General features: G+C 47.2%; 13 protein-coding genes and 1 tRNA gene. 6 read left to right on the forward strand and 8 right to left on the reverse strand.

Going from position 1 to position 15,868, the window contains the following annotated elements; all coding sequences use genetic code 11:
• Positions 1-51 precede the first annotated feature (51 nt).
• Both P0Y67_RS15360 and P0Y67_RS15365 read right to left on the reverse strand, forming a co-directional pair.
• Entirely contained in the window at positions 52-2,016 is a 1,965-nt protein-coding gene (locus tag P0Y67_RS15360; protein ID WP_342392573.1) for a starch-binding protein, read from the reverse strand.
• 560 nt (positions 2,017-2,576) lie between these two features.
• A complete protein-coding gene (locus P0Y67_RS15365) occupies positions 2,577-3,533 on the reverse strand; it encodes a LysR family transcriptional regulator (protein WP_342392574.1) in 957 nt (318 codons plus the stop codon).
• A gap of 158 nt (positions 3,534-3,691) precedes the next feature.
• On the opposite strand from P0Y67_RS15365, the gene P0Y67_RS15370 reads away from it, so the two are divergent.
• Genes P0Y67_RS15370 through P0Y67_RS15385 form a run of 4 tightly spaced genes read left to right on the forward strand, consistent with a single transcriptional unit; the run spans position 3,692 to position 6,440 of the window.
• Complete coding sequence (locus P0Y67_RS15370; RefSeq protein ID WP_342392575.1) at positions 3,692-4,891, forward strand: MFS transporter; 1,200 nt, start codon at positions 3,692-3,694, stop codon at positions 4,889-4,891.
• Entirely contained in the window at positions 4,888-5,460 is a 573-nt protein-coding gene (locus P0Y67_RS15375; RefSeq protein ID WP_342392576.1) for a hypothetical protein, read from the forward strand. The genes P0Y67_RS15370 and P0Y67_RS15375 overlap by 4 nt, the downstream gene beginning before the upstream one ends.
• The gene (locus P0Y67_RS15380; protein WP_342392577.1) at positions 5,450-5,851 is read left to right on the forward strand and encodes a hypothetical protein; all 402 of its coding nucleotides are present in this window, start codon (positions 5,450-5,452) and stop codon (positions 5,849-5,851) included. Before P0Y67_RS15375 ends, P0Y67_RS15380 begins: the two co-directional genes overlap by 11 nt.
• Entirely contained in the window at positions 5,844-6,440 is a 597-nt protein-coding gene (locus P0Y67_RS15385) for an SCO family protein (RefSeq protein ID WP_342392578.1), read from the forward strand. The genes P0Y67_RS15380 and P0Y67_RS15385 overlap by 8 nt, the downstream gene beginning before the upstream one ends.
• A 108-nt stretch (positions 6,441-6,548) precedes the next feature.
• Here the strand turns inward: P0Y67_RS15385 and P0Y67_RS15390 are convergent, their stop codons facing one another.
• From P0Y67_RS15390 to P0Y67_RS15400, 3 genes are all read right to left on the reverse strand, one after another.
• Positions 6,549-8,237 (reverse strand): putative bifunctional diguanylate cyclase/phosphodiesterase, encoded by a 1,689-nt coding sequence (locus P0Y67_RS15390; RefSeq protein ID WP_342392579.1) that lies wholly within the window; start codon positions 8,235-8,237, stop codon positions 6,549-6,551.
• Positions 8,238-8,529: 292 nt separating this feature from the next.
• On the reverse strand, positions 8,530-10,227 hold the full coding sequence (locus P0Y67_RS15395) for a bifunctional diguanylate cyclase/phosphodiesterase (protein WP_342392580.1): 1,698 nt from the start codon (positions 10,225-10,227) through the stop codon (positions 8,530-8,532).
• A 254-nt stretch (positions 10,228-10,481) separates the two neighbouring features.
• Complete coding sequence (locus P0Y67_RS15400; RefSeq protein WP_342392581.1) at positions 10,482-11,396, reverse strand: LysR family transcriptional regulator; 915 nt, start codon at positions 11,394-11,396, stop codon at positions 10,482-10,484.
• 109 nt (positions 11,397-11,505) lie between these two features.
• Between P0Y67_RS15400 and P0Y67_RS15405 the strand changes: the two genes are divergently transcribed.
• Together P0Y67_RS15405 and P0Y67_RS15410 are read left to right on the forward strand one after the other, a co-directional pair.
• A complete protein-coding gene (locus P0Y67_RS15405) occupies positions 11,506-12,372 on the forward strand; it encodes an MBL fold metallo-hydrolase (protein WP_342392582.1) in 867 nt (288 codons plus the stop codon).
• Positions 12,366-13,001 (forward strand): DsbA family protein, encoded by a 636-nt coding sequence (locus P0Y67_RS15410; RefSeq protein WP_342392583.1) that lies wholly within the window; start codon positions 12,366-12,368, stop codon positions 12,999-13,001. The genes P0Y67_RS15405 and P0Y67_RS15410 overlap by 7 nt, the downstream gene beginning before the upstream one ends.
• Before the next feature lie 92 nt (positions 13,002-13,093).
• On the opposite strand, the gene P0Y67_RS15415 is transcribed toward P0Y67_RS15410, so the two are convergent.
• From P0Y67_RS15415 to P0Y67_RS15425, 3 genes are all read right to left on the reverse strand, one after another.
• A tRNA-Cys gene (locus P0Y67_RS15415) sits at positions 13,094-13,167 on the reverse strand.
• Between the two features lie 201 nt (positions 13,168-13,368).
• Positions 13,369-14,502, reverse strand: coding sequence for a carboxynorspermidine decarboxylase (gene nspC / locus P0Y67_RS15420; RefSeq protein WP_342392584.1), 1,134 nt, complete (start codon positions 14,500-14,502; stop codon positions 13,369-13,371).
• Between the two features lie 77 nt (positions 14,503-14,579).
• Positions 14,580-15,824, reverse strand: a complete 1,245-nt coding sequence (locus P0Y67_RS15425; protein ID WP_192016478.1) for a carboxynorspermidine synthase — start codon at positions 15,822-15,824, stop codon at positions 14,580-14,582.
• Positions 15,825-15,868: the final 44 nt, after the last annotated feature.

Here is a 15,868-nt window from a genome sequence, read left to right on the forward strand (position 1 = left end):
CTTACACCATTACGTTTACCGGTTGCATAGGCTGTCAGACAAAATGCTCAGTTACTGTGAAGTGACCGTAATTGCCTTGGTATCACCGTCAAACGTAATGGTGTAAGTGGCAAAATCAGTAACCTGATAATCGGCCGACGGGTAGGACTCAGACCAGTTGCCGTCGTCAATTTTAAAGCGGGCGGGTGACTCTTCACCATTGAAGCTTTGCATGCTTGTATACAGACCAGTCTGCGTATCATACTGCATCTCAGTTAAGCCCCAGCCATTCGATGTGCCGCGGAAATACCAGGTTTCACCACCACCAGAAACACCGGAGAGACAGTCTGAAATATCACGCCAAACACCGTTCTGATAGCAGAGATTTGGATTGGAAGCGCTAAGATCGGCTGTCTGGCTGTTTCCCTGATCACTGAAAATAACATTGAGTGCGCTCAGATTAGCACCGAAATCATGACAGTAGCTGCCACCTTCCTGCGCCATCAATACGCCAGGCCAGGCTGCATCGGCGACAGGTTCTGACGCAGAAACATTCCAGTAATATAGTGTCGGCTGGCTGAAGTTCTGCGGGTTATCGAAACATACCTTAGTGATAACCGTCTCACCACAATCAGATGTACATCCCTGTCCCAGTTTCGCGCCGACATGAATGGCTGCGGCATCATGTGAAGCGACATCAAAATGTGCATAACCCAGATTATCGACCTTAATCGTCGGACCGCTGCAACTGCCTGACTGCGCGTTAAAATTACCCGCGATAATATTACAGTACTCTCCCTCCGGCATGCCCGTCATGAAGCTTTGGCTGATCACTTTAGAATCGTCGCGGTTGATGACCACAAAGCCTAAGCCACCCCGACCAAAAGCAATCTGGTTATTGCCATCGTCCCACCAGTTGGTGACACGGAATTCGGACGCAGTATGGTTTCGGAAAGCCACCATGTTTGCGATACCACGCCATTTGTGTTCACACACCCAGTCGCCGCCATCAAATCCGCAGGCATTGCCGGAATGAACGCCGGTGGAAGGCGGGCCCGCGTCAAAGTTATCAAAGTAATAACCCGACATGATTTTCGGATAACCATAGGGATACGCCAGCGTAAACACATTGCCAAGGAAATACAGATTGCCGAAGTCCTGATGGCTGAGCACCTGCTGCGGATTATGACGTTCTTCATCATGGTTTGTGGTAAAGGTTACAGCACTTTCACTGGGCAGCCAGCCACTCCAGGAGCCAATACCATTCAGATCTTTGATACCACCGTGTTTAAATTTAGGGCCGATAGTGCGGGCAAAATTAAACTCAGTGACATCGCCAATATAAGTGTATTCGCTGGTCTGTACCGGTTCGCCGGCAGCACCAATAACTTCCTGAAAGAGGTATGGATTACCATTGAGCTTATTCTTAATGGCGGCGATGTCAGCAGCCGGAATATGTTTAGCTGCATCAATCCGGAAACCGGCCACCCCCATGCTCAATGCATCATTCATATAATCGGCAATTTTCTGGCGCACATACTCAGATTCAGTTTTCAGATCGTTCAAACCCACCAGGTCACAATTTTGAATTGACCAGCGATCGCTGTAATTAATATCGTCTGTACACGAATGAAAATCGTCTGCGCTATAAGGCACTTCGGGGAAATATCTGTCCTGCGCGGCCATATGGTTAATCACAGCATCAACATAAATATCAACACCAGCCGCCTGACAGCGTTGCACCATATCGGCAAACTCGGCGCGGCCGCCACTTCGTCCCTCAAACGCGTAGCTCATGGGTTGATAGCGCGCCCACCAGGCTGAATTGCTGACACTTTTCTGTGGCGGTGATACCTGAACGGCCGAAAACCCTTTTGGTCCGAGGAAGGTTTCACATTCCGTCGCGATATCGTTCCAGCGCCACTCAAATAAATGAACGAAAGCTGTTCTCGGTACTTCCTGCGCTATCGCAGGTGTCGTGCTGAGCAGACTACAACTCAGAATAATCGCAGCAGGGATAGGTTTTTTGAATATCATTGTCTTTCCTTCGTATTTGGAGTAGGTACAGTTTCGTTGTCATACACATCACGAAAAAACTTCAAATACTGTAGAAAAACTGATTACTTTCGCGTTAAAAAATTAATGGCATTGTGAATAGTCTCTATTTTGGTGCAGAGATACTCCGTAACAGCACTATTTAGATCACAAGATGTACCTCTCATCTTATAGATAGCAATAAAAAATAAAACCACCCAATATAAACAGATGAATTAAAATGGAATTTTTAAATCCCAACCCGTACAAAACGTGATAAGAATCATGGTTTATTTTACATTAATAAAAGACACTCACGACTCCCAACTTCCTGACTATATACCGGCAACTGGAAAACTCTCGTAAAAAGTACGTCATGAGTACCATTAAAAAAATGTTTTTTATTTTATCGCCTTCCAATGCGATATATAAGACACAAGCTAAAATTTTCCGCATTGCGCCAAGACATCACACGACTTATGCATCCTCGAAAATATTATCCCGGATAATTAGCTTCTCTTATATTTACTAAACCAATTTTTGGATCTCTCATCAAGTTATCGTTAAGCACCCACAAGTGGCGCCCAGTCTTCTGCCCAGGTGTGATTCGTGCTCTCCCCCATAGATGCCAAAGAGGTTGTCATAAATTCAATAAACACTCTGACTTTGGCGGGTAAATATTCGCGTTTAGGATAGATGGCAAACACACCATTATCAGGTTGTGGCGGCCTGAAATAAGGATACAGGGATACTAAGGTGCCGTTGTTCAAGCCCTGTTTTGCAAGAAAGTGAGGTAGTTGAGCAAAGCCCAGACCATCGGCACACATACAGGCCATTGCTTCGCCATCATCAGTGACATGCGTTCGTTCTAATTCATAAGGAACATATTCACCCTGCTCATTCGGCAAAAAGATGGGCTGTAGCTGTTGTGTCTCTTTGATACGAAAACCAATCCAGCTGTGCTGGTGAAAGTCATCGGCACATTGGGGTGTACCCTGGGCCGCTAAATAGTGTGGTGAGGCACAGACGAGAAAGTCCATTGGGCTCAGGCGCCGGGCCACCAGGCGACTGTCCTTTACGTAACCCGTACGCAGCGCGATATCAATATCATTTTCAATGATATCGGCGTGTAAATCATTGATTTCCAGATCTAGCTTGATGGCTGGGTAACGCTGACAGAATGCCTGCAGCAAGGGACGAAGATAGAGATGGCCGTAACAGACGGCCGAACTGATGCGCAGAGTACCGCTGGGCGAGTCATTCAAATGCTTGAGCTCATATTCGCAGACGGTGAGATCCTGAATCATCTTGCGCACTGTATCGGCATAGCGCTGACCCGCGGCGGTAATTCGCAATTGTCGGGTAGAGCGCTGAAAAAGCGTCAGTCCTAACTGCGCTTCCAGCCGGCTGATTGCCTTACTGACCGTGGATGGATCAGTGTTACAGCTTCGTGCCGCAGCCGCAAAGCTCTCACCATCACACGTGGCTAAAAATATTTCTAATGACCTGAGTTTATCCATTCACTGAGCATCAAGAGTTTATTCGTTGGCTGACTATAACAATAAAGACTCATGAATAGTATTCACGACTCAAAGGAATTTCAGCCTATTTTTCTTCCCTTTGCGGAATCTTAACATTCAGGCTCCAACAACAAATCCTGTTACGTCAATGAGGCATTATGTTCAGAAAAGTATCCGCCAATCATCCGCTGGTTTATTTTTTCCTGGCATTTATCACTATGGCCGGGCTTTCCTATATTAATTTTCTGCCGGGTGTGGTTAATGCACTCGCAGGCAGTATTGGTTTTAGTGATGCGCAGGCCGGACAGCTTGTTGCGCTCAATGGCTACGGTGGCCTTTTGGGCAGCACTGTGGCTATTTTTCTGGTGCGCCGAATGCCTTGGCAGTCTGCCATGTATACGTTTTTAGCCCTGTTAGCTGTCATTGATATAGGGACTTTGTGGATTGAAACCTACAGTGTCATGCTCGGCTGGCGCTTTTTAGCCGGGTTATTCGGTGGGCTTTGCGTCGGTCTCGGCTTTTCTGCACTGGCCAGGTTAAACAATGCGGATCGTGCTTTTGGCACCTTGTTACTCATTCAGTTCAGCCTGGGCGCTGTGGTGATTTACCTGCTGCCGTCACTTGAAACGCTGCTGAGCGCTTATGCCGTTTTTTATGTCATGGCAGGCTTTGCCTTACTGAGCCTGATTATGATGCTGTTTCTGCCTTCTCTTGCCAGTGAGCGCACGCCTGTCAAACAATCGGGGTTGTTGACCGAACTGAATGGAAACGCGGTGTTATTGATGCTGGCTATTACCGCCTATCAGCTTGCCGCCAGCGCTATCTGGACTTATGTCGGGCGCATCGGCCTCGGTGCGGGCATTAGCACGGATAATGTCAGTCTGTATATCGCAATAACCGGATTGCTGGGGTTATTGGGGGCAATGTTACCTGTGATAAGCGGCAACCGTTTTGGTCGTTTGTCCTGGGTTCTCGCTGGTGTTGCTCTGTCGAGCATTTCTGCGCTCTTGCTCAGCGTCTCACCGCTCACCCCGCTGCTTTATGTCACTTCAATGACGCTGCTGTTTTTTTCCTGGCCTGCAGTCCAGTCCTATTTGTTAGCGGTAACGGCCGACATGGACAGCACAGGGCGTCTTTCAGCGCTGGCGGCTGTTGTTTCTTCCGTCGGTTTAGCGACAGGTCCGCTGCTCGCTTCCGGCTTATTAGATAACGGTAACTTTTCGGTCATGCTCTATGCCTGCGCCCTGGTCTTTCTCTCGTGTCTCTTTCTGTTATTCAAACCTGTTCAGGCACAGGAAAGAGCGAAAACCGGTGTACTGCCATCTCACTATCAGCCAAACACTAAGGACCCAATATGATTCGCTATCTGTTCAACAAGATGCTTCTGGCATTCAAAAACCGTTACGATTACGACATTCGTTATCAGCAGGATATTCTGAAAACCGATCTTGGGGCTTTCCTGAAATTTATGGGATTTCAGACCATGTCTTCCCATTCGGGGAATTTGCCCGCGGGGCCGCTGTATGCCGCCAGAATACGCGCCATTCTCTGGGACGATTGCGGCCCGTGCACACAATTGGCGGTGAATATGGCCCTGGAGGCAAAAATAAGCCCGGATATTGTACAAGCCATTATCAATAAAGATTTAAACAATCTGCCTGACGATATTGCCCTGGTGGTGAAGTTTACTGAATCTGTATTGGCCCATCACCCTGAAGCGGATGATTATCGTGAGAAAATACTGGCTTTGTGGGGCCCCAACGGGCTGATTACGATTGGTTTTGCCATCAGCGCTTATCGGGTTTATCCGGCCCTGAAATACACTTTGGGCTATGGGAAAACCTGTCAGCGAATTCAGATCAACGCATCATCCATCACACCTGAGCGGGGCGCTGCATTAACCGGGGAGGTTGAAAATGCTGAATAAATGGCGTATCAGGATAGCTGTACTGCTCGGATTGGCAGCATTGGGTAACGGCGTGTTTATGACGCTCGCCCCTGAACCCTGGTATTGGATGGTGCCGGGTGTGCCGGACCGGGGACCGTTCAATCAGCATTTTCTGCGCGATATTGGCATGAATTACAGCCTGATCGGTGCCGCTTTTATTTGGGGAGCGATTGACACCAGGCATAGCTTGACACTTTGGTTGATGCCAACTGCCTGGTTAGTCGGCCATGCCATTTTCCATGTGTGGGAAGTGCTTGTTGGCATTTGCGGGCCTGAATTTCTGATCATTGATTTTGGCGGCGTTACACTGCCCGCATTGCTGGCGCTGTGGCTGATTGTGACCAGTTATAAGGGACAGGCACATGAATAGTACAAAGCGTGTTTTTCTCTTACTTAGTCTGAGTATCACCTTGGGGGCAACGCTGGCTATCATAGCCCCCGAACCCAAAACGCAACAAGCCATTGAATGGCTGGACAACCCGCGCAGTCTGGCAAGTTTTAGCCTTGAATCTGAGGCCGGTGAGTTTACTAACCAATCGTTAATGGGGCATTGGACCATCGTATTATTTGGCTTTCTCCATTGCCCTGACATCTGCCCAACCAGTCTGGCACAGCTATCAAGACTCTCTGCCGCCCTGACAGAAAACCCTGGCAAGCATGATGTTACTTTTGTGTTTGTGTCTGTTGATCCCGGGCGGGATTCAGTTGCCGAACTCAGCCAATATTTGCAGTACTTTGATGCTTCAATTTACGGTGTAACAGGCAACGAGGCGCAGTTAACGCGTTTTGCAAACAGTCTTGGCATCCGCTTTGAAGTCTCAGCAAACAAGGAAGACTACAGCGTTGCGCATTCCATCAAATTTTCCATTATTGACCCTGAAGGCGTCTTCCGCGGGCGGTTTAGCCCGGACTTCGATATGCCCAGCTTAATGCGGGACTTTGCCGCCAAACTCAATTGAATTAAACCAATGCCAACATGTTGGCTGGCATCTTAATGGTTAAGGTTCTGCATCGACGTCAAATGGCAGTATCAGCGGTCAGTACATATGGCTTTGGCAAGGTCGAATTTATACAGCTTCAGATTGAATAATCGCCTTGCCGCTCTTGGGTTTATGAAAATAAAACCCCTGCATCAGATCAACTCCGGCTTCTTTAACCCGTTCCGCCTGAGCATTGTCTTCAATGCCTTCAGCAACCACAGTGATGCCTTTCTCGTTGCACATGTTAACCAGAAATTTCACATAGGCTCGGACTGAACTGTTCGCTTCCATTTTTTTGATAATGGCTCTGTCCAGTTTAAGCTGGGTGAAGGGGATGGAGAAAAAGGTGTTGAAAGAGGTATATCCGGAACCAAAATCATCCAGGGAAATGGTGAATCCTGCCTCATCCAGTGCCAGCAGCTGCTGTACGGCAAAAGGATTCGATTCAAGAATGACAGACTCTGTCATCTCTATCGTCAGATTTTCGGGTTGTAATTGATAGTGGCGAACAATGGCCAGAAAATGGGCAACAAAGTCAGGCTGCATCAGCTGAATAACCGATACATTCACCGACGTCTTAATAACGCTGGAATGGGCCTCTCTGTATTGATTTAAAAATTCACATGCCAGCACAAGTACATGGTAACCCAGTTCGACAATATCCCCGTTTTCTTCTGCAATACTGATAAATTCAGTTGGCATGATCTCGCCATAGCGGACACTGTTCCAGCGAACCAGAGATTCCACACTCACTACGCTTCCGGTTGAAGCACAGACAATAGGCTGAAACAACAAATAAAATTCTTTGTCTGTAATTGCTTTTTTTATTCCGGTTTCCAAAAAGAGATGGCGTTCAATCGATCGCTTCTCATCATCTGCATAAAAAGAAATACAGGTGTCTTTTTCTGTGCCGTGACGCATGATTAACGTTGATTTATATAACAGTGACTCAGCATCCTCGCAAAGTCTATTATCCTCTTTCAACAAATAAACACCCACATTCAGTGTCTGTAATGTCGACTGATGAAAAGAGCGAAAACGTTGTTCAAAATCTGTAAGCACTGAGCCAATTTGCTGTTTCAATACGCCCTCAGCGTAAACACCCTTCTGTAACACTACAAATTCATCTGGCTGAGTTCTGTATACGTTTTTCGAGCCAAAAGCTTCTTTCAGACACTCAGCACAAAGTAAAATGATACCGTTACCTGCCTGGTAACCAAATACATCCATTATTTGGTTTATTTTATTTAATCCAAACGTCATTATGGCCGCCTGATTATTGGCTTCCAGTAATTCTGTCAGGGTTTCAGCTAATTTACGTCTGTTATTAAACCCAGTCAGTGAATCACAATAAGCCAGTTGATACAGCTTATCCTCATAATGTTTTTTTTCAGTGATATCTTTATGAGCGCCAACCATATACAGAAGATTGCCACTGTCATCAGCATGTATAACACCGACCGCTTCAATCCAGTGGTACTCACCCTGCCGGTTACGCACACGGTACTGACTGATAAAACGGGTTATTTTCTCTGTAACCTGAGTGCTAATATTTTGAATAAAATGGCTTTTATCCTCAGGATGCATAATAGCAATCCACTCATCCAGTGGTGAGCCGTGTAATGACACATCGAAGTTTTCATAAAAGTGAGTGTTATAGAAATTCACCATATTATCTGGTGTCATTTCCCACAAACCTTCACTGCCAGCATCAAATATTTCCAACAACCTATGCTGATTATTAACAACTTTATTGTCGATAATGTCAGATTTCACGTTAAGCCCAGTTGAGTACCAGTAGAAAAATGAAGCGCGTAATATACCATACAAGGATAAACGATTAACACATCAACAATAATGAATAATTACTCTGCACAGAAAAACAGTCCAACCCACCACCTATCACTCAAAAAGCAGTGTAATGCACTGAAGTATTTGACTAAATCAGTACTAGCAAGCAAGCTCATAGCAGCACTCGCTACTGTGTTTACTCTTAGTCATGCTTCTGTAATCATTCAGAGCATATTCCATTATGCTCTGAGGTAACATTGCCCTGTTCTGGCAACGTTTAATCGGGACTGATTTCTAACTCGAGCAACTTCTGTCCTACCATAGGTCGATAGAAGTAATAGCCTTGCATTAAATCAACTCCGGCTTCTCTGACTAATTCGGCATGAGCAAGATCTTCTATGCCTTCCGCGACGACAGAAATCCCTTTTTCACGACACATCACAACCAGAAATTTAACATAAGAGTATACGGATGAATCATCAGCCATTTTTTTGACGATGCATCTGTCGAGCTTGAGCTGAGTAAAAGGAATAGAAAAGAAGGTGTTTAATGAGGAATACCCAGAGCCGAAATCATCCAGTGAAATTGAAAATCCTAATTCATTCAGAATCAGCAACTGTTCAACAGCAAATGCATTGGTTTCTAATACCGCCGATTCAGTGACTTCAACCGTCAGATAACTCGGGGATAGCTGATACTGATTGACAGTTGCCAAAAATTTACGAACAAAATCTGCCTGCATCAGTTGGATAACAGAAATATTCACCGATACTTTAAAATCATGCTGGTGCTGTCTGCGATACTCCGCAATATATGAGCACACCAAATGCAGTACATGATACCCCAACGGAATAATGTCCTGATTGGCTTCGGCAATCCCAATAAACTCTCCCGGATTAATTTCGCCATAACTGGCACTGTTCCAACGGAGCAATGATTCGACACTCTTGATCTTCCCTGTCGTTGCGCAGACTATTGGCTGGAACATTAAATAAAATTCATCATCCTGAATAGATTTCTCTATACCGGTTTCCAGAAAAAGATGCCGCTCAATGGCTCGCTGCTCATCGTCGGCATAAAACGCAATGCGTGAATCGTGCTCTTTACCGTGGCGCATAACCAGCATGGATTTGTATAAAATCGATTCTTCATCTTCAGCCGCTGCGGAACCACCGGGCAATTGATAAACCCCGGCATTTAACTTTTGAATCGTGGTATCGTGAACGGCGCGAAATCGCTGATCAAACAATGTGATCGCTTTATTAATAGTGCTGCATAAGGTCGATTTTTCAGGGCTGTCTTTGAGCATGACAACAAATTCATCGGAATACGAACGGAAGATCAGATCGGTGTCAGTAAAGACTTCAGTTATCGCCTCAGCACACAGCTTTATCAACTGATTACCAGCCTCAAAACCAAAAACTTCGACAAACTGACTAAACTTCGTCAGCCCAAAAGTAATAATAATGCCCGGTACACCATCAGCCTGAATGACGTTAAGTTGCTCAACCAATTGCCGCCGATTCCACAAACCGGTCAGAGAATCCCGGTAAGCTAATTGGAATAATTTTTCATCATGCAATTTTTTTTCGGTGATATCTTTATGTGAACCAACCAGATATTGCAATTCGCCATGCTCATCGGTATTCAGTACACCAACCGCTTCAATCCAGCGATAATCATTCTGCCGATTCCGAATCCGGTATTGACTGGTAAAATAGCTGATTTTCTCCGTCACCTGTTGATTCACATTATTTTGGAATTGTTCAACATCATCAGGATGCATAATGGCAATCCACTCATGCATCGGAGAACCATTCAAGGTCACGTCAAAATTTTCATAAAAACGCGTGTTATAAAATTTCACCACATTCCCTGGCGTCAGCTCCCACAGGCCCTCACTGCCCGCATCAAAGACTTCTAACAACCGATTCCGGTTTACACCTAAATTGATGTTGATAATGCCTGATTTCACGCCTAGCCCAACTCACTAACCAGATCAAAAAATGAGCGCGCAATATACCATATGAGGATATGCTAAAGTACAACAGCAAAGCGAATATGTGCCCCACCTGCCAATATCGAGAAAAAGCGCCACTAAAGACTGACTTTGCTATAGAAGTCAAAATGATAACGTTGTTAATGCACCATTTTACGGAAGGTATGACTTGTCGCACATTATCAGTAATGAAACCCAGTGCTTACCTCAATGAAACTGTTCACTTTTGTTTACAGCCCGAAATCGTTTGCCTTCCTTGGCCAGTGATTGCCATCAAAATACTGTGTCAGGTGATCGATCAGTCCCCGCACCGCCGGCAATAAATATTCTCGTGCCGGATAAAGTGCATATACCGACATTGATTTAGGCACCCAATCCGCTAATACCACGGCTAACCTGCCCGCTTGAATATCTTCATTAACCAGATACATGGGCTGCACTGCAATTCCTGCTCCTTCTATCGCCGCGGCTTTCAATACGGTAGCCTCGTTTGAAATGAACCGGCACGTCACTTCTACCGACTCAGTGACGTGATTTTTCGTCAGGTGCCACACATGCTGCTCGAAACTACGATTACCAAGGCATTGATGATGGCTGAGATCCGCCGGTGTCCGTATGTCTGGCGACCGCTCAAGATAGGAAGGTGACGCCACGATCACAGAGTCGCAACCCGCTATCGGTTTACCGATTAATGACGGATCCGGCGCCATAGCAATACGTATGGCTAAATCAAATCTTTCTGCAATCAGGTCAGTTACCTGATCGCGGACATCGATTTCAACAGAGACCTCAGGATTGAGCGCTAAAAATGGCTGTATTGCCTTAGCAAGCTGCGCATGAGCGAAAGACATACTGGTCGTTAATCTGATATGGCCGGTGAGCCGATCTGCAGGCTGCAATGTCACCGCAATGTGTTCGGCCTGCTCAACCCAAAGCTTGATTTCTTTCAGGCATTGCTGGCCCGCGGTTGTTAATGCCACTTTGCGGGTTGTGCGCTGTAGCAGCCGGGCTTTCATCCATTCCTCCATGGTGGCGATATAGCGGGTCACCATAGAGCGGGACATCTCCAGCCGATCTGCTGTCGTGGTGAAACTTTCGGTTGTTGCGACATCAATAAACACTTTTGCTGCCGTGAGTCTGTCCATTTATTTGTCCGATTTAAGAAACAATGTTGTTGATAATTGATTCTATATCCAATCAAATGAAATCACTATGATGCATGCCATTCCCAATGACATTCGCTGGAGCGAACACATGAAAAAGACATTCTTAATGGCAGCCTCACTTGTAGCACTTTCTACCGCCACTCTGGCCGAAGCAGCGCCGCTTTCAACCCAGGTTTACAACGCCGATGGCAACAGCTTCCATGTTAATGCCACTCTGGTCTATGGCGAGCATGACGCCATGCTGGTCGATACCGGTTTTACCCGTGCCGATGCCATGCGAATCGCCGCTATGGTGCTGGACAGTGGCAAGACACTGAAAACCATTTTTATCAGCCAGGCCGATCCGGATTACTACTTTGGCGCTCAAGTGCTCAAAGAGCAGTTTCCTGAAGCGCGCCTGATCACCACGCCAGCAGTGCGTGCGGTGATTAAAGAGAAAATGGCGGGCAAACTGGCATTCTGGACCCCAAAAATGGGCGATAACGCACCAGTGAAAACCTTGCTTCCTGACGCGTATGAGCAGACCACTTTAACGGTTGACGGTGAGACCATTGAAATCCGTGACACCAGTGGCGAGCTGGCGCACCGCCCTTACCTGTGGATCCCGTCCAGTAAAACCGTGCTGGGCAATGTTGCCGTATACGGTAACGTTCACCTGTGGATGGCTGACGCACAGACACCTGCTGAACAAACCGCCTGGACACAGCAGCTGGAAGCCATGCAGGCACTGAAGCCGCAAACTGTCATTCCGGGCCACATGAAAGCAGGCACGCCAATGACGGCTGAAAACATCACGTTTGCACTGAACTACCTGAAGGCATTTCAGCAAACCGTCAAAGCCAGTGACAACAGCCAGCAAGTCATTGACACCATGGAGAAGCGCTACCCGGATGCTGGCCTGCCGATGGCCCTGAGCATAGGTGCAAAAGTTCACATGGGAGAGATGAAATGGTAAATACTGGCGTGACAGTCCATTACTTTTACGATCCACTTTGCGGCTGGTGCTTCGGCGCCGGTCCGCTGATTGAACACCTGGCTGAGCGCGATGATATTGAGCTCATACTGCATCCCGGAGGCTTGTTTGACAGCAGAGCACTCGACAAAGCGAGCCGCCAGCACTTTCTCGACAGTGATCAGCGTATCCATGCTCTGAGCGGCGTCACCTTTGGCGATGCCTATCAGACAAAGATGCGCCATGCAGACCCTGTGGTTCTTGATTCGATGTTGCCGATCCGCGCTATTCTGGCAACAGCGCAATGTGGTTTCCCAGCAACCGACATGCTGAAACGGATCCAGATTGCCCATTATCAGCAGGGAAAAACCGCGCATTCCCCTGCAGTACTTGCTGAGTTGGCACAGGCAATGGGGATTGAAGCGGATCTCTGGCACGCAACATTCGAAGCAACGAATGAACAGGATGCTATCTCAGAATCAATCCGGCAAATGATGCAGTATCAGCTTCAGGGTTACCCATCGATGATGGTGGAAAAGCAGGGAATAAGACAATCGGTCCCAGTGCAGTCTTTCTTTGGCAAACTGGATGCATGGGATGATTTTCTGAACCGTCTGTCTGAAAACGGCTGAATTCAATAGAGATGAGATCAAAAAACCCAGCCTGAAAGCTGGGTTCTTGATGTCTTGCTGGACCAAAGTGAGCGCATCACTTCAATCAAATATGGAGGCGCGTCCCGGAGTCGAACCGAGGTACACGGATTTGCAATCCGCTGCATAGCCACTCTGCCAACGCGCCATTTTGTGATACCGCTTCATGTGTTGCGGTGCGGGTGCTAATTTACTGATTTTAAAATTTGAGTCAAACACTAATTGATATTTTGGGTTTAATTGTTCAAATTTTCTCTCAACCAGTTAAAAACTGCACCAAAGTGTTTATGTCACCGATAAAACAAAGGCCGGTCAGTGACCGGCCTTCTATTTTACGCTTGGCTGGATCTTAATTCACCGACCACTGTGACAACGAGCGCTTGAAGTCTTCATAACCGAATTCATTCAGCTTTTGCACGTCGCCATTCGCACGCTGGCAGTAAATCGACGGCATTTTCAGGCCGTTGAACCAGTTCAGTTTCACCATAGTGTAACCGGCACTGTCCAGGATGTGCAGACGTTGACCAATTTCCAGCGGCTGATCAAACTGGGTGACACAGAACTGATCACCGGCCAGACACGAGCAACTGCCAATCACGTAACGGTGATCACCACTCTCGCTGGCGCCGAGGATCGAAGCAGGTTCGTTATAGATCAAGGTATCCAGACGGTGCGCTTCTGTCGCACTGTCGACGATGGCTGTTTTGAGCTCGTTTTCTACGATATCAACCACAGTCACCACCAGATCTGTGGTTTGAGTAATGATAGCTTCGCCCGGCTCCAGATACAGCTGAACACCGTGTTTTTCAGAAAACGCTTTCAGTGCTGCGGCCAGTTTCTCAACATCATAGCCCGGCCAGGTGAAGAAGACACCGCCCCCCAGGCTCACCCATTTCAGCTGGTCCAGATACGTCCCGAACTGCTCAGAAATGTCATCCAGCAAACGAATAAAGGCGTCCACATCTTTGTTTTCACAGTTCATGTGGAACATCACACCATCGATACTGCTAAATACCTCTGGGTTGATGTGATTGATCTGGACACCCAAACGAGAGAACTGACGTGCCGGGTCGGCCAGATCCTGACCTGCATAGCTGACACCAGGGTTAAGGCGCAGGCCCAGTTCAGCCTTGCCTTCCACCAGGTGACGGTGCGCTGCCAGCTGATTTTGCGAGTTAAAAATCATTTTATCGCAGATATCCGCGACTTCTTTGACGTCATCTTCGCTGTAACCCACGCTGTAGGCATGCGTTTCGCCACCGAAAGTGTCATAACCCAGCTTCACTTCAAACGGGCCGCTGCTGGTGGTGCCGTCCAGGTACGGTTTGATGATGTCAAACACACCCCAGGTAGAGAAACACTTCAGAGCCAGAACCAGTTTCACGCCGGACAGTTCTTTCAGTTTCTTGGCAATTTCAAGATTGCGGATCAGTTTGCTCTCATCAATCATGAAATACGGGGTTTTTAATTCAGGATGCTGCATATTCTAAGCTTCTATCTAAAGAAGCCGGTGTCGTTTCCAACGCCGGCTTGAATATGGTTAACTCAACAGTCGGTGACTTACTTGAGAATATTAATCAGTGGCTGGCGAGGTTCCAGCTCCTGAACATGCCAGTCCAGGCCAATTTTCGGCATAGTTGCCAGGAATGGATCCGGATCCAGCTGCTCCATATTGAACACACCGGCATCGGCCCATTTTCCGGCAAAGAACTGCAATGCCGCAGTGATCGCAGGGACACCTGTCGTGTAGGCAATCGCCTGATGCTCAACATCTTTGTAAGCCACTTCATGATCAGCGTTGTTGTAGATGAACACGCTGCGAGGCTCGCCACTTTTGGTACCCTGCACCCAGGTACCGATACAGGTTTTACCTGTATAACCCGGTGCCAGTGTCGTTGGATCAGGCAGTAAAGCTTTCAGCACTTTCAGTGGCTCAACAACCGTACCGTCACCCAGAGTGACAGGTTCAGGACTCAGCAAACCGATGTCGCGCATGCAGTTGAAATAGTTCAGGTAACTGTCGCCAAAGCCCATCCAGAATTCGATGCGTTTTGCCGGGATGAATTCTTTCATTGAACGCACTTCGTCGTGCGCCATGGAGTACACTTTTTGTGAGCCGACCAGCGGGAAATCAAATTCCATCATGCGGGTGTGGCAGCCAACCTGCTTCCACTCGCCGTCTTCCCAGTAGAAAGAGTCGCCCTGAATTTCCAGCATATTGGTTTCAGGATCGAAGTTAGTTGCAAATTTCTTGCCGTGATCGCCGGCGTTGACGTCCATCACGTCGATTGAATCAATCTCATCGAACAGATGCTTCACTGCATAGGCAGCAAAAACGCTGACTACGCCCGGATCAAATCCGGCACCCAAAATACCTGTGATACCCGCTTGTGCAAATTTGTCACGGAAAGCCCACTGAGGGTCATAGGCTTCTGGCACTTGCTGGCCTTCGCTACAAAGGTCAACCGCCACTGATGTATCCAGATAGGACACTTTCGCCTGATAACAGGCTTCCATGATTGCAACGTTAACCCAAGGAGGACCAGCGTTAATAACAAGATCTGGCTGAACCTCTTTGATCAGTGCCACCAGGGCATCGACATCGTCAGCATCCACGGCACGAGCCTCAAGCTTCTTGCCTGGATCTTTCATATTGTTGCGACCCTTGATGGATTCAATGATCTGTTCGCACTTGTTCACAGTACGCGAAGCGATAGTAATATCACCTAACACATCATTGTTTTGAGCAGCTTTATGGGCAATAACCCAGCCAACACCCCCAGCACCGATTTGTAAAATTGCCATTTAATTCATTCCGTCTTCTTCAGATAAAACATTGGCTTGCTCCA

The organism is Photobacterium sp. SP02, from assembly GCF_038519165.1.
Lineage (GTDB): Bacteria > Pseudomonadota > Gammaproteobacteria > Enterobacterales > Vibrionaceae > Photobacterium > Photobacterium halotolerans.